25 protein-coding genes are annotated in these 25235 nt (G+C 69.9%); 18 read left to right on the top strand and 7 right to left on the bottom strand.

What is annotated here, in order from left to right:
* Positions 1-100 precede the first annotated feature (100 nt).
* Positions 101-517, top strand: coding sequence for an ATP-binding protein (locus tag AC068B_RS25690; RefSeq protein WP_478673992.1), 417 nt, complete (start codon positions 101-103; stop codon positions 515-517).
* Positions 518-579: 62 nt separating this feature from the next.
* Here the strand turns inward: AC068B_RS25690 and AC068B_RS25695 are convergent, their stop codons facing one another.
* The gene (locus tag AC068B_RS25695; RefSeq protein ID WP_478673993.1) at positions 580-2847 is read right to left on the bottom strand and encodes a (Fe-S)-binding protein; all 2268 of its coding nucleotides are present in this window, start codon (positions 2845-2847) and stop codon (positions 580-582) included.
* A 358-nt stretch (positions 2848-3205) separates the two neighbouring features.
* Here AC068B_RS25695 and dnaK point away from each other — a divergent pair, with 358 nt between their 5' ends.
* The 5 genes from dnaK to AC068B_RS25720 all read left to right on the top strand — a co-directional run bounded on the left by dnaK (position 3206) and on the right by AC068B_RS25720 (position 8109).
* Positions 3206-5071 carry a molecular chaperone DnaK gene (gene dnaK / locus AC068B_RS25700; RefSeq protein ID WP_356260644.1) on the top strand — a complete coding sequence of 622 codons (1866 nt, stop codon included), beginning with the start codon at positions 3206-3208 and terminating at the stop codon, positions 5069-5071.
* Positions 5071-5778, top strand: coding sequence for a nucleotide exchange factor GrpE (gene grpE / locus AC068B_RS25705; protein ID WP_478673994.1), 708 nt, complete (start codon positions 5071-5073; stop codon positions 5776-5778). The genes dnaK and grpE overlap by 1 nt, the downstream gene beginning before the upstream one ends.
* 33 nt (positions 5779-5811) lie before the next feature.
* Positions 5812-7002 (top strand): molecular chaperone DnaJ, encoded by a 1191-nt coding sequence (gene dnaJ, locus AC068B_RS25710; protein ID WP_478673995.1) that lies wholly within the window; start codon positions 5812-5814, stop codon positions 7000-7002.
* 4 nt (positions 7003-7006) lie between these two features.
* Entirely contained in the window at positions 7007-7462 is a 456-nt protein-coding gene (locus tag AC068B_RS25715) for a heat shock protein transcriptional repressor HspR (RefSeq protein ID WP_268772458.1), read from the top strand.
* 98 nt (positions 7463-7560) lie between these two features.
* On the top strand, positions 7561-8109 hold the full coding sequence (locus AC068B_RS25720; RefSeq protein ID WP_478673996.1) for a hypothetical protein: 549 nt from the start codon (positions 7561-7563) through the stop codon (positions 8107-8109).
* On the opposite strand, the gene AC068B_RS25725 is transcribed toward AC068B_RS25720, so the two are convergent.
* The 4 genes from AC068B_RS25725 to AC068B_RS25740 all read right to left on the bottom strand — a co-directional run bounded on the left by AC068B_RS25725 (position 8075) and on the right by AC068B_RS25740 (position 12143).
* Positions 8075-9049: a helix-turn-helix transcriptional regulator gene (locus tag AC068B_RS25725; protein ID WP_478673997.1), complete on the bottom strand. Its 975-nt coding sequence runs from the start codon at positions 9047-9049 to the stop codon at positions 8075-8077. The two genes, AC068B_RS25720 and AC068B_RS25725, sit on opposite strands and share 35 nt — an antisense overlap.
* A 101-nt stretch (positions 9050-9150) precedes the next feature.
* Positions 9151-10125 carry a helix-turn-helix transcriptional regulator gene (locus AC068B_RS25730; RefSeq protein WP_478673998.1) on the bottom strand — a complete coding sequence of 325 codons (975 nt, stop codon included), beginning with the start codon at positions 10123-10125 and terminating at the stop codon, positions 9151-9153.
* Between the two features lie 39 nt (positions 10126-10164).
* Positions 10165-11157 (bottom strand): helix-turn-helix transcriptional regulator, encoded by a 993-nt coding sequence (locus tag AC068B_RS25735; protein ID WP_478673999.1) that lies wholly within the window; start codon positions 11155-11157, stop codon positions 10165-10167.
* Positions 11154-12143, bottom strand: a complete 990-nt coding sequence (locus AC068B_RS25740; RefSeq protein WP_478674000.1) for a helix-turn-helix transcriptional regulator — start codon at positions 12141-12143, stop codon at positions 11154-11156. Before AC068B_RS25740 ends, AC068B_RS25735 begins: the two co-directional genes overlap by 4 nt.
* A 142-nt stretch (positions 12144-12285) precedes the next feature.
* Between AC068B_RS25740 and AC068B_RS25745 the strand changes: the two genes are divergently transcribed.
* Positions 12286-12468, top strand: coding sequence for a hypothetical protein (locus tag AC068B_RS25745; protein ID WP_478674001.1), 183 nt, complete (start codon positions 12286-12288; stop codon positions 12466-12468).
* On the top strand, positions 12465-12821 hold the full coding sequence (locus AC068B_RS25750; protein WP_079074827.1) for a Rieske (2Fe-2S) protein: 357 nt from the start codon (positions 12465-12467) through the stop codon (positions 12819-12821). The genes AC068B_RS25745 and AC068B_RS25750 overlap by 4 nt, the downstream gene beginning before the upstream one ends.
* Positions 12822-12943: 122 nt before the next feature.
* On the opposite strand, the gene AC068B_RS25755 is transcribed toward AC068B_RS25750, so the two are convergent.
* Positions 12944-13411: a pyridoxamine 5'-phosphate oxidase family protein gene (locus tag AC068B_RS25755; protein ID WP_478674002.1), complete on the bottom strand. Its 468-nt coding sequence runs from the start codon at positions 13409-13411 to the stop codon at positions 12944-12946.
* Between the two features lie 175 nt (positions 13412-13586).
* On the opposite strand from AC068B_RS25755, the gene clpB reads away from it, so the two are divergent.
* Both clpB and AC068B_RS25765 read left to right on the top strand, forming a co-directional pair.
* Positions 13587-16193, top strand: coding sequence for an ATP-dependent chaperone ClpB (gene clpB / locus AC068B_RS25760; protein ID WP_478674003.1), 2607 nt, complete (start codon positions 13587-13589; stop codon positions 16191-16193).
* A gap of 94 nt (positions 16194-16287) precedes the next feature.
* Positions 16288-16842 carry a YbjN domain-containing protein gene (locus tag AC068B_RS25765; protein WP_356260613.1) on the top strand — a complete coding sequence of 185 codons (555 nt, stop codon included), beginning with the start codon at positions 16288-16290 and terminating at the stop codon, positions 16840-16842.
* A 135-nt stretch (positions 16843-16977) separates the two neighbouring features.
* Here AC068B_RS25765 and AC068B_RS25770 read toward each other — a convergent pair whose 3' ends face one another.
* A complete protein-coding gene (locus tag AC068B_RS25770; protein ID WP_478674004.1) occupies positions 16978-18177 on the bottom strand; it encodes a pyridoxal phosphate-dependent aminotransferase in 1200 nt (399 codons plus the stop codon).
* Between the two features lie 128 nt (positions 18178-18305).
* On the opposite strand from AC068B_RS25770, the gene AC068B_RS25775 reads away from it, so the two are divergent.
* The 8 genes from AC068B_RS25775 to AC068B_RS25810 all read left to right on the top strand — a co-directional run bounded on the left by AC068B_RS25775 (position 18306) and on the right by AC068B_RS25810 (position 25075).
* Positions 18306-18578, top strand: a complete 273-nt coding sequence (locus AC068B_RS25775; protein WP_478674005.1) for a hypothetical protein — start codon at positions 18306-18308, stop codon at positions 18576-18578.
* A 346-nt stretch (positions 18579-18924) separates the two neighbouring features.
* Complete coding sequence (locus AC068B_RS25780; RefSeq protein ID WP_478674006.1) at positions 18925-19449, top strand: DUF2617 family protein; 525 nt, start codon at positions 18925-18927, stop codon at positions 19447-19449.
* A gap of 81 nt (positions 19450-19530) precedes the next feature.
* Positions 19531-21099, top strand: a complete 1569-nt coding sequence (locus tag AC068B_RS25785; RefSeq protein ID WP_478674007.1) for a polyamine aminopropyltransferase — start codon at positions 19531-19533, stop codon at positions 21097-21099.
* A gap of 60 nt (positions 21100-21159) precedes the next feature.
* Complete coding sequence (locus AC068B_RS25790; protein ID WP_478674008.1) at positions 21160-22041, top strand: SRPBCC family protein; 882 nt, start codon at positions 21160-21162, stop codon at positions 22039-22041.
* A 25-nt stretch (positions 22042-22066) separates the two neighbouring features.
* On the top strand, positions 22067-22861 hold the full coding sequence (locus AC068B_RS25795) for an aldose epimerase family protein (RefSeq protein WP_478674009.1): 795 nt from the start codon (positions 22067-22069) through the stop codon (positions 22859-22861).
* A 10-nt stretch (positions 22862-22871) separates the two neighbouring features.
* Entirely contained in the window at positions 22872-23423 is a 552-nt protein-coding gene (gene pyrE, locus AC068B_RS25800; protein ID WP_150185239.1) for an orotate phosphoribosyltransferase, read from the top strand.
* Between the two features lie 115 nt (positions 23424-23538).
* Positions 23539-24570: a class II fructose-bisphosphate aldolase gene (gene fbaA, locus AC068B_RS25805; RefSeq protein WP_478674010.1), complete on the top strand. Its 1032-nt coding sequence runs from the start codon at positions 23539-23541 to the stop codon at positions 24568-24570.
* Between the two features lie 91 nt (positions 24571-24661).
* Positions 24662-25075, top strand: coding sequence for a DUF3151 domain-containing protein (locus AC068B_RS25810; RefSeq protein ID WP_468566478.1), 414 nt, complete (start codon positions 24662-24664; stop codon positions 25073-25075).
* Positions 25076-25235: the final 160 nt, after the last annotated feature.

The following is a 25235-nucleotide window of genomic DNA, read 5'->3' on the forward strand; positions in this document are numbered from 1 at the left end:
GAAGCGCACCGCACCGCCCTGCCATGGCGGCCGCGACACAGCCACCGCCAGGAGACCGCCGCGGCAGTCCAACTCCCATCCTGAACAACGGAGTTCACCGATGCCGGAAACCGAGACCTGGGCCTACACCCTCACCATCCCCAACGACCCCCTCGCCATCCCCGTGAGCCGCCACACCCTCCGCCTCATCCTGAAGGCATACGGTCTGCCTCACCTGGCAGAAGCCGCCGAGCTCGTCGCCACGGAGCTGATCGCCAACGCCGTGCAGCACACCAAAGGCCCCGCCGCCCTGCGCATGCAGTGGGCGGGGGCGGTGCTCCGCATCGGGGTGTGGGACACGGACCCCACGCCCCCGTCCCCGACCAGGGGGGCCACCGGGTGGGACGAGACGGCGGGCAGAGGGCTCGGGCTCGTACGGGAATGTGCCGACGGGTGGGGGTGGTGCGCACGGGAGCGGCAGGGGGAGGGCCGGGGCAAGCTCGTGTGGTGCGAGTTGACCGGGGTCGCAGCCGCCTGAACGGCGAAGACCCCGCCCCCTCCGCGAGGAGGGAACGGGGTCTTCGGAAAGCTCGCCCGGGGCTACTTCACCGGCTCGGGCTCCGGCTCGTCCGCGGACTCCGTCTCGCCCGCCGGGTCGACCGGCGTCTTGACCGAGTCGAGCAGGAGCTGAGCGACGTCCACGACCTGGAGGGTCTCCTTGGCCTGGCCGTCGTTCTTCTTGCCGTTGACGGAGTCGGTCAGCATGACCAGGCAGAACGGGCACGCGGTGGAGACGATGTCGGGGTTGAGGGACAGCGCCTCGTCGACCCGCTCCGTGTTGATCCGCTTGCCGATCCGCTCCTCCATCCACATGCGCGCACCACCCGCGCCGCAGCAGAAGCCGCGCTCCTTGTGGCGGTGCATCTCCTGCTGGCGCAGGCCGGGGACGGCGGACATGATCTCGCGCGGGGGCGTGTAGACCTTGTTGTGGCGGCCCAGGTAGCAGGGGTCGTGGTAGGTGATGAGGCCCTCGACGGGCGTCACCGGGATCAGCTTGCCCTCGTCGATGAGGTGCTGGAGCAGCTGCGTGTGGTGGATGACTTCGTAGTCACCGCCGAGCTGCGGGTACTCGTTGGCGATGGTGTTGAAGCAGTGCGGGCAGGTCGAGACGATCTTCTTCGCCGTCTTCGGCTTCTTCGTCGACTCGTCCTCGTCATCCTCGCCGAACGCCATGTTCAGCGTGGCGACGTTCTCCTGGCCGAGCTGCTGGAACAGCGGCTCGTTGCCGAGGCGGCGCGCGGAGTCACCGGTGCACTTCTCGTCGCCGCCCATGATCGCGAACTTCACGCCCGCGATGTGGAGGAGCTCGGCGAACGCCTTCGTCGTCTTCTTGGCGCGGTCTTCGAGGGCACCCGCACAGCCGACCCAGTAGAGGTACTCGACCTCGGTGAGGTCCTCGATGTCCTTGCCGACGACCGGCACCTCGAAGTCGACTTCCTTCGTCCACTCCAGGCGCTGCTTCTTGGCAAGGCCCCAGGGGTTGCCCTTCTTCTCCAGGTTCTTGAGCATCGTGCCCGCCTCGGAGGGGAAGGCCGACTCGATCATCACCTGGTAGCGGCGCATGTCGACGATGTGGTCGATGTGCTCGATGTCGACCGGGCACTGCTCGACACAGGCGCCGCAGGTGGTGCAGGACCACAGGACGTCGGGGTCGATGACGCCGTTCTCTTCGACCGTGCCGATGAGGGGGCGCTCGGCCTCCGCGAGGGCGGCCGCGGGGACGTCCTTCAGCTGCTCCTCGGTCGCCTTCTCGTTGCCCTCCATGTCCTTGCCGCCACCGGCGAGCAGGTAGGGGGCCTTCGCGTGCGCGTGGTCCCGGAGGGACATGATCAGGAGCTTCGGGGAGAGCGGCTTGCCCGTGTTCCAGGCGGGGCACTGCGACTGGCAGCGGCCACACTCGGTGCACGTGGAGAAGTCGAGGATGCCCTTCCAGCTGAACTGCTCGACCTGGGAGACGCCGAAGACGTCGTCCTCGCCCGGGTCCTCCCAGTCGATCGGCTTGCCGCCGGACGTCATGGGCTGCAGCTCGCCGAGCGCCGTGCCGCCGTCCGCCTCGCGCTTGAACCAGATGTTCGGGAAGGCCAGGAAACGGTGCCAGGCCACGCCCATGTTGGTGTTCAGGCCGACCACGATCATCCAGATGAAGGAGGTCGCGATCTTCAGGCCCGCAAAGAAGTACGTGAGGTTCTGGAGGGTGGAGAGGTCCATCCCGCCGAACCAGGAGACGAACGGGTACGAGATGAAGAACGACGCCTCGTAGCTGTCGACGTGGTGCTGGGCACCCTCAAGGGCGTGCAGCGTGAAGATGCAGACGCCGACGATGAGGATGACGGTCTCGACGAAGTACGCCTGACCGGTCCTGGAGCCCGCGAAGCGGGACTTGCGGCCCGGCTTGTCGGGGCGGTTCAGCTGCCGGATGACGATCAGCGTGAGGATGCCGAGCACGGTCATGGTGCCGATGAACTCGACGAACATGTTGTACGGCGCCCAGTCACCGATGATCGGCAGCATCCAGTCGGCTTTGAAGAGCTGGCCGATGGCGTTGACGATCGTCAGCAGCAGCGAGAAGAAGCCCACCGCCACGAACCAGTGCGCGAAGCCGACGATGCCCCACCTGTTCATGCGCGTGTGGCCGAGGAACTCCTTGGCCACGGTGACGGTGCGCTGGAAGGGGTTGTCGGTCCTCAGTCCCGCGGGCACGGGCTGACCGAGCCGCACGAACTTGTAGATCTGCACGATGGCACGGCCGAACAGCGCGACGCCGACCGCGATTAGGACCAGCGACACGATGATCGCGGCGAGTTGCATTTGGGGGCTCCTCGGGCCTGCGAGGCGAACTATTACTAAGCGGTAACTTATGCAGTCCGTCTGAGACTATCCACTTACTCCGCCGCACTGTAGCCAGCAAGGCGGTGATCTGCGTCGCTCAGGCAACCCTTCGCGCGTACGGGGCGCCGGGCGCGATGCGCTTTTAGAGGCGCGGGGAACTGCGCGACCAGCCCCGACGCGCCCGCAGACGCAGACGCCACCCCCGGAAGGGGCTCCTACTTGCGCGTAAGGGCCGGATAAGAGTTGAGCCCCCTCGACTCACATCTGTTGACGCCAGCGCGGCGACCATGCATCCTTGAGTCAGATCCACTCAAGAAGTACATCTGGAGGAACCGAAATGGCACGTGCGGTCGGCATCGACCTGGGCACGACTAACTCCGTCGTCAGCGTTCTCGAAGGCGGCGAGCCCACCGTCATCACCAACGCCGAAGGCGCCAGGACCACGCCGTCCGTCGTCGCTTTCGCGAAGAACGGCGAGGTGCTCGTCGGCGAGGTCGCCAAGCGCCAGGCGGTCACGAACGTCGACAGGACCATCCGGTCGGTCAAGCGCCACATGGGCACCGACTGGAAGGTGGACATCGACGACAAGGGGTTCAACCCCCAGCAGATCTCGGCGTTCATCCTGCAGAAGCTGAAGCGCGACGCCGAGTCGTACCTGGGCGAGAAGGTGGCCGACGCGGTCATCACCGTCCCGGCGTACTTCAACGACTCCGAGCGCCAGGCCACCAAGGAGGCCGGTGAGATCGCGGGTCTGAACGTCCTGCGCATCGTCAACGAGCCCACCGCCGCCGCCCTGGCGTACGGCCTCGACAAGGACGACCAGACGATCCTCGTCTTCGACCTCGGTGGCGGCACCTTCGACGTGTCCCTCCTGGAGATCGGCGACGGCGTCGTCGAGGTGAAGGCCACGAACGGCGACAACCACCTCGGTGGTGACGACTGGGACCAGCGCGTCGTCGACTACCTGGTCAAGCAGTTCAACAACGGCCACGGCGTGGACCTGGGCAAGGACAAGATGGCGCTCCAGCGCCTGCGCGAGGCGGCCGAGAAGGCCAAGATCGAGCTGTCCTCCTCCACGGAGACCACGATCAACCTGCCGTACATCACGGCGTCCGCCGAGGGCCCGCTGCACCTGGACGAGAAGCTCACGCGCGCCCAGTTCCAGCAGCTCACGTCCGACCTGCTCGAGCGGTGCAAGAACCCGTTCAACAACGTCATCAAGGACGCGGGCATCCAGCTCTCCGAGATCGACCACGTCGTTCTCGTCGGTGGCTCCACCCGCATGCCCGCCGTCGCCGAGCTCGTCAAGGAGCTCACCGGCGGCAAGGACGCCAACAAGGGTGTGAACCCGGACGAGGTCGTCGCCATCGGCGCCTCGCTCCAGGCCGGTGTCCTCAAGGGCGAGGTCAAGGACGTCCTGCTCCTCGACGTGACCCCGCTGTCCCTCGGCATCGAGACCAAGGGAGGGATCATGACCAAGCTCATCGAGCGGAACACCACGATCCCGACCAAGCGCTCCGAGATCTTCACGACGGCCGAGGACAACCAGCCGTCCGTCCAGATCCAGGTCTACCAGGGCGAGCGCGAGATCGCGGCGTACAACAAGAAGCTCGGCATGTTCGAGCTGACCGGTCTGCCCCCGGCGCCCCGCGGCGTCCCGCAGATCGAGGTCTCCTTCGACATCGACGCCAACGGCATCATGCACGTGACCGCGAAGGACCTCGGCACGGGCAAGGAGCAGAAGATGACCGTCACCGGTGGCTCCTCGCTGCCGAAGGACGAGGTCAACCGGATGCGCGAAGAGGCCGAGAAGTACGCGGACGAGGACCACGCCCGCCGCGAGGCCGCCGAGTCCCGCAACCAGGGCGAGCAGCTCGTCTACCAGACCGAGAAGTTCCTCAAGGACAACGAGGACAAGGTCCCCGGTGACGTGAAGACCGAGGTCGAGGAAGCCGTCGGCGAGCTGAAGGAGAAGCTCAAGGGCGAGGACTCGGCCGAGATCCGCACCGCCACCGAGAAGGTCGCCGCCGTCTCGCAGAAGCTGGGCCAGGCCATGTACGCCGACGCCCAGGGCGCCCAGGCCGCCGGTGGTCCCGAGGGCGCTGCCCCGGGTGCCGAGCAGCCCAAGGAGGACGACGGCGTCGTCGACGCCGAGATCGTCGACGACGAGAAGCCCGGTGACGCGAAGGGCGGCGCCGCCTGATGACCGAGGAGACCCCGGGCTTCGGCGAGAACGCCGAGAAGCCTGACGTCCCCTCCGGCGCCACCCCTGATGACGCCGCGCCGCAGGCCGCCGAGCCCTCCACCGAGGAGGGCCCGGCGGCCCCGGCCGGGGACGCAGCGAACAAGACGTCCGCACAGGATGTGGGCCTGACCGCCCAGCTGGACCAGGTGCGCACCGCGCTCAACGAGCGCACCGCGGACCTCCAGCGGCTGCAGGCCGAGTACCAGAACTACCGCCGTCGGGTGGAGCGGGACAAGGTGACGGTGAAGGAGATCGCCGCGGCGAACCTCCTCTCCGAGCTCCTCCCGACCCTCGACGACATCGGCCGCGCCCGCGAGCACGGCGAGCTGGTCGGCGGCTTCAAGTCGGTCGCCGAGTCGATGGAGACGGTCGTCGCCAAGCTGGGCCTGCAGCAGTTCGGCAAGGAGGGCGAGCCCTTCGACCCGACGATCCACGAAGCCCTGATGCACAGCTACGCACCGGACGTCACCGAGACGACCTGCGTCGCGATCCTGCAGCCCGGGTATCGCATCGGCGAGCGCACCATCCGCCCCGCGCGGGTGGCCGTCGCCGAGCCGCAGCCCGGCGCGCAGACGGTCAAGGGCGAGGGTGCCGCGGAGGGCGCCGACTCCGCTCCGGACGCGGCTGCGGACGAGAAGGAGACCGGTGGCCCTGACGAGGGCTGACGGTCACGACATGAGTGAGGAGGGACGTCGGGGATGAGCACCAAGGACTTCATCGAGAAGGACTACTACAAGGTCCTCGGCGTCCCCAAGGACGCCACCGAAGCCGAGATCAAGAAGGCGTACCGGAAGCTCGCACGCGAGAACCACCCGGACGCCAACACCGGCAACACCAAGGCGGAGGAGCGCTTCAAGGAGATCTCCGAGGCGAACGACGTCCTCGGCGACCCCAAGAAGCGCAAGGAGTACGACGAAGCGCGTGCTCTCTTCGGCAACGGCGGATTCCGGCAGGGTCCCGGAGGCGGCGGCGGTTCGTTCAACTTCGACCTGGGCGACCTCTTCGGAGGCAACGCGCCGGGTGGCGGTGGAGCGGCCGGCGGCGGCTTCGGGGGCGGCATCGGTGACGTCTTCGGGGGCCTGTTCAACCGGGGCGGCGGCCCCGGCGGGGGTACGCGTACCCAGCCCAGGCGCGGCCAGGACATCGAGTCCGAGGTCACGCTGAGCTTCACGGAGGCGGTGGACGGCGCGACGGTGCCGCTCCGCATGTCCTCCCAGGCGCCCTGCAAGGCGTGCTCCGGCACCGGCGACAAGAACGGCACACCGCGCGTGTGCCCGACCTGCGTCGGCACGGGCCAGGTCTCGCGGGGCGGCGGCGGAGGGTTCTCCCTCACCGACCCGTGCATGGACTGCAAGGGGCGTGGGCTGATCGCCCAGAACCCCTGCGACGTCTGCAAGGGCTCGGGCCGCGCCAAGTCGTCGCGCACGATGCAGGTGCGGATTCCGGCGGGCGTCAGCGACGGCCAGCGGATCAGGCTGCGCGGCAAGGGAAGCCCTGGTGAACAGGGCGGCCCGGCCGGTGACCTGTACGTGGTCGTGCACGTCGACACCCACCCGGTCTTCGGCCGCAAGGGCGACAACCTCACGGTCACCGTCCCGGTGACGTATCCGGAGGCGACGCTCGGCGGCGAGGTGAAGGTGCCCACGCTGGGCGGCCCGCCCGTCACCCTGAAACTGCCCGCAGGCACGCCGAACGGCCGTACCATGCGGGCCCGGGGCAAGGGCGCGGTCCGCAAGGACGGCACCCGGGGCGATCTGCTCGTGACGGTGGAGGTGTCGGTTCCGACCTCCCTGTCGGAGTCGGCGAAGGAAGCCCTGGAGTCCTACCGCAAGGCGACTGCGGGCGACGATCCGCGGGCAGAACTGTTCCAGGCCGCGAAGGGAGCGTGACCCCATGGACAGGGTCGGCCGTCGTCGTAATCCGTACCAGCTGACCGACGAGACGCCGGTGTACGTCATCTCGGTGGCAGCCCAGCTGAGTGGTCTCCATCCGCAGACCCTGCGGCAGTACGACCGCCTCGGCCTGGTCTCCCCTGACCGCACCGCGGGCCGCGGCCGACGCTATTCCGCCCGCGACATCGAGCTGCTGCGCACCGTGCAGCAGTTGTCGCAGGAAGAGGGCATCAACCTCGCCGGTATCAAGCGCATCATCGAGCTCGAGAACCAGGTCACGGCGTTGCAGGCCCGTGTCGCGGAACTCTCCACGGCTGTGGAGGGCGCCGCGGCTGCCATGCAGCAGCGCGAAGCGGCGGTGCACGCCTCGTACCGCCGCGACCTCGTCCCCTACCAGGACGTGCAGCAGGCCAGTGCGCTGGTGGTGTGGCGGCCGAAGAGGTCGACGGAGCAGTAGGTTTCGTACCCTGATACAGGGCCGGGAGGTGTCAACCTCCCGGCCCTGTATCGCTGTATAGGGGTGGGCAAAGTGGCCCATGGTGAGGGGAGCCGTTCATGGCCATGGTGGGGCTGTTCTGGATCGCCGAGGGCGATGTGTACGTGGGCGCGAAACCGGCCGGACTCGCCCCCGGAGTGCGGCTGACCCCGGAAGGCGTGCTGGCCCTCGGCGACAAGCAGTCCGGCATGTGGTCCTGGGAGGACGTGCACGGGCTGACGATCGACGACGTGCCGGTGAAGACCCTGAAGCGGCACGTGGGCGCGGCGGTCGACATGGTGCTCTCGGTGGGCCTCGGCGGCGGCGAGGAGGCGCCGACGATGACGGTCCGCCTGGCGGACGCGGACGGCGACGACACGGAGCTGACGGCATACACCGCGGCGGCGGTCGGCTACTCCCAGACGGAGTACGACCTCTCCCGCGACCTCCTGGCCCGCTTCACGGAGGGCGCGGGTTCGCTCCTCACCACGCTGACCGCGATGTCGGAGTGGGGCCGCCGCCACGAGGGCGGGTCGCCCCGGGCGGCGGAGCGGGAGGCGTTGCTGCGGGAGTGGGCGGCGGCGGCCGGGCCGGTCAGGGACGATCGAGAATCCCCGACTGACCGATGAGGTAGCCGAGCTGGGCGCGGCTGCCGCTGCCGAGGGTGGCGGCGAGCTTGGCGATGTGGACGCGTGCGGTGCGTACGTTCATGCCGAGGCGGTCCGCGATCTCCGCGTCGGTGAGGCCCTCGACGAGAAGGCCCGCGATGGCGTGCTGGCGCGTGGTGATGCCGTTCTCGGACGGCTGGGGCGCCGCCTGCGGCCACATGGGCGTGGCGAGGCGCCACAGCCGCCAGAAGGTGGTCGCGAAGTACTCGACGAGGGCCGGGTGGCGGAGCTCCAGAGCGATGCTGCGGTCCTTGCTCGCGGGGATGAACGCCACGGTCCTGTCGAAGACGAAGAGGCGCTCGGTGACCTCGTCGAGGGTGCGCGCCTCGGTGTCGCCGTCGAGCTGTTCGAAGTAGGCGAGCACCGGCAGAGAATGGCGCGTTGTGTGCTGGTAAAGCGTCCGCATGCGGCAGCCCCGGGTCAGGATCGCCTGGTCCCGGGGGAAGACTTCGGCCAACGTCTCGGGCGGCCGGGTGCCGCCGGGCTGGACGGCGAGGAACTCCTCGGTGGCCTCGTTCATGGCGCGGTCGATGGCCGAGTTGATGCGGGCGATGCCGTCCAGGACGGTGATGGACGGGGCGTCGTCGGCACCGGAGCCGATGCGCAGGTCGAGAGAGGCGAACGGCTCGAAAGCGGCGCTGAGCCGCAGCTCACGGCGGCGCGGCGGCTCGTGGCGGGCCTCCATGGACCGGAGTAGACGGGGCAGTGCGAGCGCGGAAGCGGTGGGGTGCAGCCACTGCGGGTCGTCGCGTCCTGGCTGAAGAAGGCCCAGGTCGACGAGGCAGGGGGCCGGTTCCGCGGCACTGTTGTCGATCCGGCCTTCGCGCAGGGCGCGGGCGTAGACGGACAGCCCTGTCTCACAGAGTTCTTCGACGGTGTGCGGTAAGTGCTTCGTGGCCATGCGAGCCCCCTCCTGCCTGGTTGAAGCGTCGCGATTCTATGCAGGCTGAGAGAGACCGGGCCGGATGCCGTAGGTGAGAGTGACTGCTTCTGGACGGGGGGTCAGCGTCCCTGATCGAGGATTCCGGACTGTCCGATGAGGTAGCCGAGCTGGGCGCGGCTGTTGCTGCCGAGGGTGGCGGCGAGCTTGGCGATGTGGACGCGTGCGGTGCGGATGTTCATGCCGAGGCGGTCGGCTATGTCGGCGTCGGTGAGGCCCTCGACGAGGAGTTCCGCGATGGCGTGCTGGCGGGTGGTGATGCCGGTGTCCGTCGGCTGGGGTGCGGTCCGGGGCCACAGGGGGGTGGCGAGGCGCCACAGTCGCCAGAAGGTGGTGGCGAAGTACTCGACGAGTGCGGGATGGCGGAGTTCCAGGGCGATGGTGGCGTCCTGGCTCGCGGGGATGAACGCCACGGCCCGGTCGAAGACGAAGAGGCTCTCGGTGACCTCGTCCAGGGTGCGGGCCTGGATGTCGCCGTCGAGCCGCTCGTAGTGGGCGAGCGTGGGCAGGGAGTTGCGGGTCGTGTGCACGCGGAGCTTCCGCAGCCGGGCGCCGCGGGACAGGATCTCCTGCTCGCGGGCGTCGATGCGTTCCTGCGTCGCCGCCGGTTGGACCCCGCCCGGCTGGATGACGAGCACTTCGTGCCCGGCCTCGGTGATGGCCTGCTCGATGGCGGCCTCGATCCGGGGCATGCCCTGGAGGACGCTGATGGCGGAGGGCTCCCCGTCGGGCACGGCGACGTCGTCGAGCCCGAGGAAGGACTCGAACACCGCGGTGAGGTTCTCTTCGCGGCGGCGGTGCCTGGCGACCCGGTTCTCGATGGTGCGCAGCAGCCGGGGCAGGGCCACGGCAGGGGCGGTCGGGTGCAGCCACCGCATGTCGTCGGGGCCGGGGTGGAGAAGCCCGAAATCGATGAGGCAGGGGGCCTCTTCGGCGTCGCTGCTGCGGATCCCGCCCTCGCGCAGCGCGCGTGCGTAGACGGCCGCACCCGGCTCGCAGAGGTTCTCCACCCCGTGCGGTATGTGCTCCTCGGACACGCTGCGCTCCCTGCCGGTTTGGTTGAAGGGCCGGTGAGTCTATGCGCAGTCGTCCCGGATCAGCATGCCGGACTGCCCGATGAGATAGCCGAGTTGAGCGCGGCTGTGGCTGCCGAGGGTGGCGGCGAGCTTGGCGATGTGGACGCGTGCGGTGCGGATGTTCATGCCGAGGCGGTCGGCTATGTCGGCGTCGGTGAGGCCTTCGACGAGGAGGCCCGCGATGGCGTGCTGACGGGTCGTGATGCCGTTGTCCGAGGGGAGCCTGGCCGTCTGCGGGAACATGGGGGTGGCCAGGCGCCAGAGGCGCTCGAAGATCGTGACGAGGTACTCGACGAGGGCCGGGTGGCGGAGTTCCAGGGCCATGCTGCGGTCCTTGTTCGCCGGGATGAACGCCACGGTCCGGTCGAAGATGAAGAGCCGCTCGGTCACCTCGTCCAGGGTGCGGACCTCCGTGTCGCCCCGCAGCTGTTCGTAATAGGCGAGGACGGGCAGCGAGTGGCGGCTCGTGTGCTGGTAGAGCGTCCGCATGCGGCCACCGCGGGAGAGCAGGCCCTGCGCGTGCGCGTGCGACTGGGCCAGCGCCTCGGCGAGCCGGACGCCGCCCGGCTGGATGACGAGCGACTCCCCGCTGGAGGAGTCCAGCGCGTCGGCGACGGCCTGCTGGATGCGGGGGAATCCGTTCAGGACGGTGACGGAGGGGGCCACGGAGGGGTCCTTGGCCGGTGTCCGGCCGCTGCGCGCGATCTCCATCAGCGGTTCGAACTGCGCGGCCAGGCGGACTTCGTGGCTCAGCTCGTCGGCGATGTGCTTCTGGATGGCCTCGCGGAGGCGGGGGAGTGCGACGGCGGGCGGGGTGGGGCGGAGCCGGTCGGGGTCGTCCGTGTCGGGGCGCAGCAGCCCGAACCCGAGCAGGCAGGGCGCCCGTTCGGCGTCCGCGCGCGATATACGCCCCTTCCGCAGGGCACGCGCGTACAGCTCCGAACCCGCCTCGCACAGCTCGTCCGGGCCGTGGGAGTGGGGTTCGGGGGTCACTTCGGGCGGTCCTGATCGAGGATTCCCGACTGGGCGATCAGATACCCGAGCTGAGCGCGGCTGCCGCTGCCGAGGGCGGCGGCGATCTTGGCGATGTGGGCGCGGCAGGTACGGACGTTCATGCCCAGGCGCCGGGCTATCGCCTCGTCTACGTGCCCCTCGATGAGGAGTTTGGCTATGGAGCGCTGTACGCCGGTGATCCCGTCGGTCGACGGGGCGTAGGGGACCTCGTCGAGCAGCGGGGTGGCCTTGCTCCATTGGTGCTCGAAGACCTTGGCGAAGTACTCGATGAGGCCGGGGTGCCGGATCTCCAGGGCGGCCTGGCGGTCTTCGCGAGCGGGTATGAGGGCGACCGTGCGGTCGAAGATCATCATTCGGTCGATCAGTTCCTCGAGGGTCCTGATCTGTACGTTGCCCGCGGCCATGCGCGCCGCATACGCCAGCGTTCCCTGACTGTGCCTGACCGTGTGCTGGTAAAGGGTGCGCATTGTGATGCCGCGGTCAAGTACGGTCTGTCCGCGCTGGAGCGCCACGGTGAGGGAACCCTCGCTGCGGCCGCCGCCCGGCTGGGCGGTGAGGATCTCGTAGGTGCACTCGGCCGTGGCCTGCTCGATGGCGGCGTCGATGTGCCCGTCGTTCTCCAGAACGGTGATCGCGGGGGACGTCGGCTCGGCCCGCGCGGTGATCGCCATGAATGGCTCGAAAATGTCTGTGAGCTGCACGGCGAGTCTCCGCCGGTCGCGGATCTCCCGTTCGAGCGGGTTGAGCCGCTGGGCGAGCGCGGCGGCCGGAGCAATCGGACGCAGCCACTCACTGTCGTCGGGATCCGGGCGCAACAAACCGGATTCGAGGAGGCAGGGCGTGTTCTCGGCCTCCGGCCGGTCCAGACGGCCATTGGCCAACGCATGTGCGTAGAGCCTCGCACCTTCGTCGCAGAGAGGCGTCGAGGGGTGAGGATGTGTCGGTTTCGCACCTGTTGTAAGCAAATCTCCACCCCCCAGGGTCCTGAACGTGCAGGAACATGATGCATCGACCCTGTGGCTTTGACGTGCTCAATTGAGACATCGTCTCTAGAGCCGGGGGAGAGAAATCTACCAAGTGAGGACGAAGCCGATCATGTTTAAGCGCATGCTTCGCTCGGTGCTTGTCACCACCTTCTCCGTCGGGCTGGGCCTGGGTGCGGTGACCACTCTCGATCTCTCCTGGCACAGCGAGCCGGCGGGCGGGACTTCGGTCGCCGCGGCGGGGTCAGATCTGTCCTGGAGTACCCAGGATCTGTCCTGGGGCGTGAAGGCGGAGGGCAAGGCATGAGCACGCCTCCCGACGACCGCACGTTCCGCCGGGAAATGGCCACCGCCTACCGATCCGGATGGCACTTCATCGACCTTGTGACCGCGATCCCCCACCGCGGCGACTCGTTGATGGTGACCTTGCTCGGTGAGCCGATCGTCGTCACGCGTGACGACGAGGAAGAGATACGGGCCTACAGGTGCCTGCGAAGGCCCAGAGGAGCGCCGCAGCCCGTGCGGTGCGCGATTCGGTACGGGATGGTCTTCGTCAATCTCGACCGGCGCGACCACCAGATGGTCGGGCAGCAGGAACAGCAGGACCCGGACGCCGTGAGCGTCCCGGACAACATCACAGCCACCCCCCGCAGTGCCTGACGCGATTCCCCCGTCGTTGTAAATCGCGCAGGTACTTCCCCCAGCAGCGGCGTCACCGTGGACCTGAACACGGTGGCGCCGCTGTGGTGTGTGCGGGTGTGCCGCGTGCGGGCGTGCCGCGCTCAGGTCTTGCCCAGCGCTCGCGTCAGCCTGATCTCGATCAGGACCCGGTCCGGGTTCGGGGACGGGCGGCGCTCGTAGCGCTCCTCGTAGCGGCGCTCCGCTTCCGCTATCTCCGCCGGATCCGTCCGTATCTCCGCGAGACCCTCCAGCGTCGCCCAGCGCCGCCCCTCGAACTGGCAGACCGCCACCCGCGCCCCGGGGCCCTCCGCGGCCGCCGCCGCCAGGATGTGCACGACCTTCCGGCTCGTCCTGCGCGCGAGGATCCGGGCGACCTGCGCCTCCGGGTCGTACGTCACGCCGACCGGCACCACGTGCGGGGTGCCGTCCGGGCGCAGGGTCGTCAACGTGCAGACGCGCCGTTCGCGCCAGAAGCTGAGGTAGGGCTCGGGAGGATCGGACAGGTCGATGCGACGGGACGCGGGCGTGGAGGGCAGGGCCGTGGAGGCCGAGGGTGCCGTGGGTGCCATGGGTACGGAACATAGCCGCCCGGACTTCCCGCTTCCTCCTTGAGTGGAATAGACTCAACTTTGTGCAGGTTGAGTAAGTCAGTGTTGGCGGGGGACCCGTGGTGGGGACCCGCCGGATCAGGACCTCATGACAGTGGATGACAGTGGTTGGACCCCGTAAGGAGGAGAAACGCCCGTGGACGCCGAGCTGACCAACAGGAGCCGGGACGCGATCAACGCGGCCACCAGCCGTGCCGTCAAGGACGGTCACGCCGATCTGACCCCCGCGCATCTGCTGCTCGCGCTGCTGGAGGGACAGGACAACGAGAACATCGTGGACCTGCTCGCAGCGGTCGACGCCGACCAGGCCGCCGTGCGCGCGGACACCGAGCGCGCGCTGGCCGCGCTGCCCAGCGTGACGGGGTCCACCGTCGCGCCGCCGCAGCCCGACCGCGAGCTGCTTGCCGTCGTCGCGGACGCCGGGAAGCGCGCCAAGGAGCTCGGGGACGACTATCTGTCGACCGAGCACCTGCTCATCGGCATCGCGGCCAAGGGCGGCAAGGCGGGTGACGTACTCACCGAGCACGGAGCAAGCAGCAGGAAGCTGCTTGACGCATTCGAGAAGACCAGGGGAGGGCGCCGGGTGACGACACCCGACCCCGAGGGCCAGTACAAGGCCTTGGAGAAGTTCGGCACCGATTTCACCGCCGCCGCCCGCGAGGGCAGGCTCGACCCCGTCATCGGGCGGGATCAGGAGATCCGGCGCGTGGTGCAGGTGCTGTCGCGCAGGACCAAGAACAATCCCGTGCTGATCGGCGAGCCCGGCGTCGGCAAGACCGCCGTCGTCGAGGGCCTGGCCCAGCGCATCGTGAAGGGGGACGTCCCCGAGTCGCTGAAGAACAAGCGGCTCGTCTCGCTCGACCTGGGCGCCATGGTCGCCGGTGCGAAGTACCGCGGCGAGTTCGAGGAGCGGCTCAAGACCGTCCTCTCCGAGATCAAGGAGAGCGACGGACAGGTCATCACCTTCATCGACGAGCTGCACACCGTCGTGGGCGCCGGGGCCGGTGGTGATTCCGCCATGGACGCGGGGAACATGCTCAAGCCCATGCTCGCCCGCGGTGAGCTGCGGATGGTCGGCGCGACCACCCTCGACGAGTACCGCGAGCGGATCGAGAAGGACCCGGCCCTGGAGCGCCGCTTCCAGCAGGTGCTCGTCGCCGAGCCGAGCGTCGAGGACTCCATCGCGATCCTCCGCGGGCTCAAGGGGCGGTACGAGGCCCACCACAAGGTCCAGATCGCCGACAGCGCGCTCGTCGCGGCCGCCACGCTCTCCGACCGGTACATCACCTCCCGCTTCCTGCCCGACAAGGCCATCGACCTCGTCGACGAGGCCGCGTCCCGGCTCCGCATGGAGATCGACTCCTCGCCCGTCGAGATCGACGAGCTCCAGCGCGCCGTCGACCGCCTGCGGATGGAGGAGCTGGCCCTCAGCAAGGAGACGGACCCCGCGAGCAAGCAGCGTCTGGAGAAGCTGCGGCGCGACCTGGCCGACAAGGACGAGGAACTGCGCGGCCTCACCGCCCGCTGGGAGAAGGAGAAGCAGTCCCTCAACCGCGTCGGTGAGCTGAAGGAGAAGCTCGACGAGCTGCGCGGCCAGGCCGAGCGCGCCCAGCGCGACGGCGACTTCGACACCGCAAGCAAGCTGCTGTACGGCGAGATCCCCGACCTGGAGCGCGACCTCGAAGCCGCCTCCGAGGCCGAGGAGGAGGCCGCAGCCCAGGCCAAGGACACCATGGTGAAGGAGGAGGTCGGGCCGGACGACATCGCCGATGTGGTCGGCGCCTGGACCGGGATCCCCGCCGGGCGGCTCCTTGAGGGCGAGACGCAGAAGCTGCTGCGCATGGAGGACGAGCTCGGCAAGCGGCTCATCGGGCAGCGCGAGGCCGTGCAGGCCGTGTCCGACGCGGTGCGGCGCACCCGCGCCGGGATCGCCGACCCCGACCGCCCCACGGGTTCCTTCCTCTTCCTCGGCCCGACCGGTGTCGGCAAGACGGAGCTCGCCAAGGCCCTCGCGGACTTCCTCTTCGACGACGAGCGGGCCATGGTCCGCATCGACATGAGCGAGTACGGCGAGAAGCACAGCGTCGCCCGGCTGGTCGGCGCCCCGCCCGGGTACGTCGGGTACGAGGAGGGCGGCCAGCTCACCGAGGCGGTCCGGCGGCGGCCGTACAGCGTCGTGCTGCTCGACGAGGTCGAGAAGGCGCACCCGGAGGTCTTCGACGTCCTGCTCCAGGTGCTCGACGACGGGCGGCTGACCGACGGGCAGGGCCGGACGGTCGACTTCCGCAACACCATCCTGATCCTCACCTCCAACCTCGGCAGCCAGTACCTCGTGGAGCCGCTGACGAGCGAGGAGGAGAAGAAGCAGCAGGTCCTTGAGGTCGTACGGGCATCCTTCAAGCCCGAGTTCCTCAACCGGCTCGACGATCTCGTCGTCTTCTCGGCGCTCACCGGCGACGAGCTCGCGCACATCGCCGAGCTGCAGATCGGCCGCCTCGCCAAGCGGCTCGCCGACCGGCGGCTCACGCTGGACGTCACGCCCGAGGCGCTGGCCTGGCTGGCGGCCGAGGGCAACGACCCGGCGTACGGCGCACGACCGCTGCGCCGCCTCATCCAGACGTCGATCGGCGACCGGCTCGCGAAGGAGATCCTCGCGGGCGAGGTGAAGGACGGTGACACGGTTCGCGTCGACCGCTTCGAGGACGGTCTGATCGTGGGCCCCGTGACCGGGAAAACCCTGTGATCACGGGGTGAAGCAAGCCTGCGAGGAGCCGGGCTTGCCCTCGGGGGCCCATCCTGGGAGAGGATGGGCCCATCCATACGAAGGGACAACGCACGTGAGCATCGACCCGTCCTCGATTCCGAATTTCGGGGGCCAGCCCGAACCGCAGCAGGGCGCAGAACCGGCGGGCCCCGTCGTCCCCGACCAGGACCTGGTCAAGCAGCTCCTGGACCAGATGGAGCTCAAGCACGTCGTCGACGACGAGGGTGACCTCGCGGCGCCGTGGGAGGAGTTCCGCACCTACTTCATGTTCCGTGGCGAGGGTGACCAGCAGGTCTTCTCGGTGCGGACGTTCTACGACCGGCCGCACCAGATCGAGGAGAAGCAGCAGCTTCTCGAGTCGATCGACGACTGGAACCGCCGGACCCTGTGGCCCAAGGTCTACAGCCACACGCACGACGACGGCACGGTCCGCCTCATCGGCGAGGCCCAGATGCTGATCGGCACCGGCGTCTCGCTGGAGCACTTCGTCTCCTCGACCGTCAGCTGGGTGCGCGCCGCGATCGAGTTCGACCGCTGGCTCGTCGAGCAGCTCGGTCTGGAGTCCGAGGTCGACTCCGCCGAGGGTGAGGGCGAGACCAACGAGAAGCCCGGCGACGCCGAGGCCTGAGGGGCCAGATGGTCCTGAGGGGCCTGAGGGGCCTGAGGGGCCCGAGGGTCCGTATCGCGCACGAGAGCCCGGCGGGGATGGCAGCAGCCACTCCCGCCGGGCTCTCGGCGTTCCGGGTGCCGGTTTGCCGGGGCGTCAGCCCGCCAGTGACTTGAGGCGGCTCACCGCTTCCTCAAGCACGGACGTCTGCTTGCAGAACGCGAACCGCACGAAGGGCGCCCCCGCGTCCCGGTGGTCGTAGAAGACGGCGTTCGGGATGGCGACGACACCGGCCCGCTCCGGCAGGGCGCGGCAGAAGGCGAAGCCGTCGCTCTCCCCGAGCGGGGTGATGTCGGTCGTGACGAAGTACGTGCCCGCCGGGCGGTAGACGTCGAAGCCCGCCGCCGACAGGCCCTCGCTGAGCAGGTCCCGCTTGGCCCGCAGGTCCGCGCGGAAGTCGTCGAAGTAGGAGGCGGGCAGGGCGAGCGCCTCGGCCACCGCGTACTGGAAGGGGCCCGAGGAGACGTACGTGAGGAACTGCTTCGCCGAGCGGACCGCCGAGACCAGCTCCGGCGACGACGTGACCCAGCCGACCTTCCAGCCCGTGAACGAGAACGTCTTGCCCGCCGAGCCGATGCTGACCGTGCGCTCGCGCATGCCGGGGAAGGAGGCGAGCGGGATGTGCTCGGCGTCGTCGAAGACGAGGTGTTCGTAGACCTCGTCGGTGACGACCAGCAGGTCGCGCTCGACCGCGAGCTTCGCGATCTCCGTGAGCTCGGCGCGGGTCAGGACTGTGCCGGTCGGGTTGTGCGGGGTGTTCAGGAGGAGCAGCCGGGTGCGGTCGGTGACCGCGTCGCGCAGCTCGTCCAGGTCGAGGCGGAAGCGGCCATCGGCGGGGCGCAGGGTGACCGGGACGCGGGTGCCGCCCGCCAGGGCGATCGAGGCGGCGTACGAGTCGTAGTAGGGCTCCAGCGCGATGACCTCGTCGCCCGGCTCGACGAGGGCGAGCAGCGACGCCGCGATGGCCTCGGTCGCGCCCGCCGTCACGAGGACCTCGCGGTCGGGGTCGTACGAAAGGGCGTAGCGGGCGAGCTGGTGCTCGGCGATCGCCGAGCGGAGCTCCGGGACGCCGGGGCCCGGCGGGTACTGGTTGCCGCGGCCGTCGCGCAGCGCCCGCACCGCGGCCTCCCGCACGGCCTCGGGGCCGTCCGTGTCCGGGAAGCCCTGCCCGAGGTTGATCGCACCCGTTTTCACCGCGAGGGCGGACATCTCGGCGAAAATCGTGGTGCCGAACTCGGCGAGGCGGCGGTTGAGCAGCGGGCGCTCGCGCCCGGAGGAGGACGTCATGGCCGCCATCCTGCGCCGAACCTCTGGAGTTCCTCAACTCTGCTTTGGGTCGCCCCGGGCAGGGGCATCCCCCTGTCACACACGAAGCACGGCCCACGGGGGACCTGCTTCGGGGGAACGGAAGGAGTGTGAGGGCCATGATCGTGGCTTTCGTCTTCGTGGCGGTGCTCGTGTTCGCTCTGGCCGCGGCGATCAGTTACGGGGGAAGCGGACGGCGCAAGCGCCGCTCGCGGTGGGGCGGCTCGGGTGCCGCGTCCGGCTCGGCGGCGGGCGGCAGCTGGTGGACCGGTAGCGGCGGTGGCGACGGCGGTTCCTCGTGCGGGGGCGGTTCCTCGTGCGGTGGTGGCTCCTCCTGCGGGGGCGGTTCCTCGTGTGGAGGCGGCGGGGGCGGATGCGGTGGAGGCAGCTGACACGGGGCAGCTGGTCCACCGGATCCACAGAAGCGCCCGGCGGGGTGGTCGAACCCCGCCGGGCGCTTCTGTGCGGTGCGGTGCGGCTGTACTGAACAATTGAACTGTGTAGCCCTCATGGGGATGGAAACCAGACGAAGTTGGGTAAAAACGCAGTGGCAGCGTCGCCGACCATGATTCCCTCTTAAACGTCAGCACCGCCCTCGGACGTCCGGTACAGGTTTCGCGGACCGCGATCCGGTTATCCGTAAGACGTTCTCGTGGGCACGAGCCGGCATACCGACCTCCCGGACCCCTTTCCGGGTGCGCCGGCCCCACCTCCATTGCGTGTTAGCGGAGCCGACCCATGCTCACGACCCTGAAGACTGGCTATACCGACACGCGCGCCGCGGACCTCGCCTGGGCCCTGGGGCGCGAGCCGTTGCCCGCCCTCGCCGTCCTCGATCTGGAACTGGCCGACGCCAAAATGCAGTTGAGACTGCTCGGGGCCTCACATCAGGTACTCATCGAGGAGGAGCGGGGCGGCTGCTCCGAGACCGTGGCCTGCATCCCCGGCAGCAGCACTCCGCTGCCGCTCGGCGTCTCCAAGCGCGTCGGTGAATGGGAGTACGAGTTCGCGGCGCGCGTGGAAACCCTGTCGCACGGTCAGTTCGGCGGCCGCGCACAGGAATTGCTCGCCCTCGTCGCCGAACACCCGCACGGCCTGGCGGGCGTTTTCCCCGGCAGCCCGCACGCCTTCACCGCGATGCTGGCGCAGCGGCACGAGGGATCCCTGATGTGGCGTACGTGGCACGCGTACCCCCAAGAGGGTCAACTCGTCGCGACACGCACCCGGGTGGGGGTGCGCATGCCGCTTCCGGCGGCGCTCTGACTGCTCGGAGGCGGTGTGGGCCAAGGAGTTGCACCCATGTGGGGGACCCAGTGTGAGCTTGCGGTGACGTAGCGTGCCAGGGTGATCGAGTCATCGGTGCGCCTGCCGGTCTCGCCCCGGGCAGGACGGTTCCTCGTCCTTGCGGGCGTGTTCGTCTGCGCTGCCTGCGGCCTGGTCTACGAACTGGAACTCGTCGCCCTCGCCGCGTACTTGATCGGTGACTCGGTCACCCAGGCCTCCGTCGTGCTTTCCGTGATGGTCTTCGCCATGGGCATCGGCTCGCTGCTCGCCAAGCGCCTCCGGCACCACGCCTCCGCCTGGTTCGGCCTCCTGGAGTCGGCGCTCGCGCTGGTCGGCGGCTGCAGCGCCATGGTGCTGTACGCGGCGTTCGCGTGGTCCGGCGGTAGGGGCGAGATGTGGGCGAGCAGCTCGCGCTATCTGCTTGTCGCGTTCTCCCTGGCCATCGGTGTCCTCATCGGCGCCGAGGTGCCGCTCCTCATGGTGCTCATCCAGCGCATCCGCAGACAGGACGCGGGCGGCGCGGTCGCCGACCTGTTCGCCGCGGACTACGTGGGCGCGCTGGTCGGCGGGCTCGCCTTCCCCTTCCTGCTCCTGCCGGTGTTCGGGCAGCTGACGGGCGCCCTGTTCACCGGCTCGGTCAACGCGCTCGCGGGCGCCGCACTCGTGTTCGGCCTGTTCCGGCAGGACCTGAGCGTGCGCGCCCGCTGGGTGCTCCTCACCGTGAACGTCGTCGTCCTCTCCCTGCTCGCCTCCGCCGCCGTGCTCGTCGACGACTTCGAGCGGGCCGCCCGGCGCGCGGTGTACGGCAGGGACGTGCGGGTCGCCGTGCAGACCGACATCCAGGAAGTCGTCCTCACCGGCGGGCGGCACGGCTCCCTCGACCTCTTCCTCGACGGCCGCCTGCGCATCAGCGGCCGCGACGAACAGCGCTACCACCGGGGTCTCGTCGCCCCCGCGATGCGCGGGCCCCACGCGCGCGTGCTGATCCTCGGCGGCGGCGACGGCCTCGCGGCCCGCGAGGTCCTGCGCCACCCGGGCGTGCGCCGCGTCGACGTCGTCGAGCTGGACGCGGGCGTCGTCGACCTCGCGCGGCACGACCCGGCGCTGAGCGAGCTCAACGGCCACGCGTACCGCGACCCGCGCATGCGCGTGGTGCACGCCGACGCGTTCCGCTGGCTGCGCCTCGCCCGCACGCGGTACGACGTGGTCATCTCCGACCTGCCCGACCCCGGCATCACGGCCAGCACGAAGCTCTACTCCCAGGAGTTCTACGGCCTGGCCACCCGCGTCCTCACCGACGGCGGCCGCCTCGCCGTGCACGCGGGGCCCCTGTCGACCAGGGCGCACGTCTTCTGGACGGTCGAGGCGACGCTGCGCGCGGCGGGGCTGCGGACCGTGGCGTACCGCGTGGGCGGCAGGCAGTCCGGGTTCGCGGCCGGGCCCGACCGCACGGCCGAGGGCGACACGGCGCCCCGCGACTGGGGCTTCGTGCTCGCCTCGCGGACCCGGCCGGTGCTGCTCCGGGCGGCCCGTTCGGAGGTGGTGCGCGCCGGGGCCCGCGCGGCCGAGCTGACGCGGCAGCCGGGGCTCGCGCCGTCCACCCTGGTGCATCCGCGTTACGCGAACTGACGTACATGGTCCGACGAACTGTCGTACATGGTGACGGCCACGTGGGTAGGCTCGGCTGCCATGGAGCATGAGGTGTTCGTTCCGGTCTCTGCAGAGCGGCTCCGGCAGGTCCTGGCCGACCCCGAGCGGGTCGCCGGGGCGGTGCCCGGGCTCCAGCGCGCCGTGGGGGACGAGGGGGAGGCGGCCGGGCCGCTCTCCGGGCGTCTCAAGGTGCGCGTCCAGGGGCACACCATCACGTACCGCGGCTCCGCGCGGACCGACGCCCGCGCGGACGGGACGTACGCGTTCGAGGCCGAGGGCGCGGAGGTGCGCGGCTCCGGTTCGGTGAAGCTGTCGCTGACCGTGCGGCTGGTGCCTGCCGTCGAGGGGACGACCCTCGTGTTCGGCGGGAGCGCGGGGGCCGACGGGCGGATCGCGGAGGGTTCTCCACAGGCTGTGGAGACCGCGGTGCACAAGCTCCTGGAACGTTTCGCCGAGGGACTCGCGGCGGGGGCGCCCCCCGACACCGCGCCCACGGTGTTCGAGACGGAGGTCCCGCCGCCGTCGCTGGACCCGTTGAGCGACGACATTGATGGCATCGATGGCATCGACGGTATGGACGACATTGACGGCGTTGATGATGTCGACGACGCCGATATCAATCTCGACGACACCAATGTCCTGGACGACGCGGACGACATCGAGGACCTGGAGACCATCGAGGACCTCGAAGACCTCGAGAGCATCGGCGTGCCGCCCGCCGAGGCCGCGCACGCCCGCCGCACGATGATCGGCCGCAGCGCGGAGGAGGTCGACCACGCCCCGCCCCGCGGCCGGTACGCTCCCGCGCCCGCCCCCGAGTCCCTCGCCGCCAACGCCACGCTCCGCTGGGCCGCACCCGTCGCCGCCATCGCGCTGGCCTCGGCCATCGTCGTCGGCAGGGCCCTGCGCCGCCGCCGTTGACCGCCCACGTCATAGGGTCGGCCCCGTGAGTACCGAAGACGTGACCCTCACCGCGGGCGACGCGGAAGTGACGGTGCAGCCGGGCAACGGCTGCCGTATCGGAAGCCTGCGCATCGGCGGCGTCGAGCTGCTGCGGCAGGGGAAGAAGTACGGCTGCTTCCCGATGGTGCCCTGGTGCGGCCGCATCGGGGACGGACGGTTCCGCGACGGCGCCGAAGTCCACCAGATGCCGCTGAACTCCCCGCCGCACGCCATCCACGGCTTCGCGCGGGACGCCGCGTGGCGCACGGCGCGGACCTCGGGGACCGAGGCGGTCTTCACGTACGACCTGACGGACCCCTGGCCCTACCCGGGCCGCGTCACCCAGATCGTGGAGCTCACCGAGGACGCGCTGACGCTGCGCATGGGCATCGAGACGTACGGCGGCTCCTTCCCCGCGCAGGCGGGCTGGCACCCCTGGTTCAACCGGGTCCTGGAGGACGGCGGCGAGCCCGTCCGCATCGACTTCGCCCCGGCCTGGCAGGAGGAGCGCGGCGACGACCACCTCCCCACGGGCCGCCGCACCGACGTGCGCCCCGGCCCCTGGGACGACTGCTTCGGCATGCCCGACGGCGTCGACGTGACGCTCACCTGGCCCGAGCGCCTCGAAGTCAACGTCAAGAGCCGCGAGCAGTGGGTCGTCGTCTACGACGAGCAGGAGGCCGCGGTCTGCGTGGAGCCCCAGACGGGCCCGCCCAACGGCCTGAACACCGACCCGCGCCTGATCACCCCCATCGAGCCCCTGGAGACGTCGACCACCTGGACCTGGCGACCCCTTTAAGCTCATAGGCATGACTGACGTACGCGGCGAGCTGCTGCAGCAGATCAAGGACAAGGCCGTCGTGCACGGCAAGGTGACGCTCTCCTCCGGTCTGGAGGCCGATTACTACATCGACCTGCGCCGGATCACTCTCGACGGCGAGGCCGCGCCGCTGGTCGGGCAGGTCCTGCTGGACCTGACCAAGGACCTCGACTTCGACGCCGTGGGCGGTCTGACCATGGGCGCCGACCCGGTGGCAGGCGCGATGCTGCACGCGTCCGCCGCCCGTGGCAAGCGCCTGGACGCCTTCGTCGTCCGCAAGGCCGCCAAGGCGCACGGCATGCAGCGCCGCGTCGAGGGCCCGGACATCAAGGGCCGCCGCGTCCTGGTCGTCGAGGACACCTCCACCACCGGCGGCTCGCCGCTGACCGCCGTCGAGGCCGTCCGCGAGGCGGGCGCCGAGGTCGTCGGCGTCGCCACGATCGTGGACCGGGCCACCGGCGCGGGCGAGAAGATCACCGAGGGCGCGGGCGTGCCGTACCTCTTCGCGTACTCGAAGGACGACCTCGGCCTCACCGACTGAGGACTTCCGACCGGCTGGAGCCGCCCGGCAAGTCTGGAAGGATGGGGGCGACGATGACGTCGCCCCCCTTAGGTCAGGGCCAAGCACACACCCGCACATCACAAGGAGCGGACACATGCCCATCGCAACTCCCGAGGTCTACGCCGAGATGCTCGACCGGGCGAAGGCAGGCAAGTTCGCCTACCCGGCGATCAACGTGACGTCCTCGCAGACCCTGCACGCGGCGCTGCGTGGCTTCGCCGAGGCCGAGAGCGACGGCATCATCCAGATCTCCACCGGTGGTGCGGAGTTCCTGGGCGGCCAGCACAACAAGGACATGGTGACGGGCGCCGTGGCCCTCGCCGAGTTCGCGCACATCGTCGCCGCGAAGTACGACATCACCGTCGCGCTGCACACCGACCACTGCCCCAAGGACAAGCTGGACACGTACGTCCGTCCGCTGCTCGACGTCTCCGCCGAGCGCGTCAAGGCCGGTCGCAACCCGCTCTTCCAGTCGCACATGTGGGACGGCTCCGCCGAGACCCTCGCCGACAACCTGGCCATCGGCCAGGAGCTGCTCGCGAAGGCCGCCGCCGCGAAGATCATCCTTGAGGTGGAGATCACCCCCACCGGTGGCGAGGAGGACGGCGTCACGCACGAGATCAACGACGAGCTGTACACGACCGTTGACGACGCGCTGCGCACGGCGGAGGCCCTGGGCCTCGGCGACAAGGGCCGCTACCTCCTGGCCGCGTCCTTCGGCAACGTCCACGGCGTCTACAAGCCGGGCAACGTCGTCCTGCGCCCGGAGCTCCTCAAGGACCTCCAGGAGGGCGTCGCCGCCAAGCACGGCAAGGCCGCGGGCGCGCAGCCCTTCGACTTCGTGTTCCACGGCGGCTCCGGCTCGACCGCCGAGGAGATCGCGACCGCGCTGGAGAACGGCGTCGTCAAGATGAACCTGGACACGGACACGCAGTACGCCTTCACGCGTCCCGTCGCCGACCACATGTTCAAGAACTACGACGGCGTCCTGAAGGTCGACGGCGAGGTCGGCTCGAAGAAGACGTACGACCCGCGCACCTGGGGCAAGTCCGCCGAGGCGGGCATGGCCAAGCGCGTCACCGAGGCCTGCGCGAACCTGCGCTCCACGGGCACGAAGCTGAAGTAACCCCGCGCTCCGCGCGTACGAAGGCACTACGAAGGCCCCGGGTCGGTGACCCGGGGCCTTCGCCGTGACGGCATACCGCAGACTTGGTCCCATGGCCATTCACAAGGATCTCCTCGGGGGACCGCCCCCGACCCACCTGCCCGACGACCCGGAGCCGCGCGAGCTCCTCGCGAACGGCACGGCACCCGCCGACGTCGCCGCGAAGTACCCGACGTCCTCGCTCGCCTGGGCCCAGCTCGCCGACGAGGCGTACGAGCGGGGCAGCGTCGTCGAGTCGTACGCGTACGCCCGCACGGGCTACCACCGCGGCCTCGACTCCCTGCGCCGCAGCGGCTGGAAGGGCCACGGCCCGGTGCCGTGGGAGCACGAGCCCAACCGCGGCTTCCTGCGCGCGCTGCACGCCCTGGCGCGGGCCGCGCAGTCGATCGGCGAGCAGGAGGAGTACGAGCGCTGCGCGGGCTTCCTGCGGGACTCCTCGGAGACCGCGGCGAAGACGCTCGGCTGACGTGAGCGGGGTCCGGGTTGCCGTCACGGGGGCGCTGCCCCCGGACCCCCTCATCGGCCTGAACGGCCTCGTCCTCAATCGCCGGACGGGCTGATCCCCCCCGGCCCCGGCCTTCAGCGGCGCCGGGGGTTTTCAGGGGCGCGGGGAACCGCGCGACCAG

Source organism: Streptomyces sp. NPDC042371, assembly GCF_056437465.1.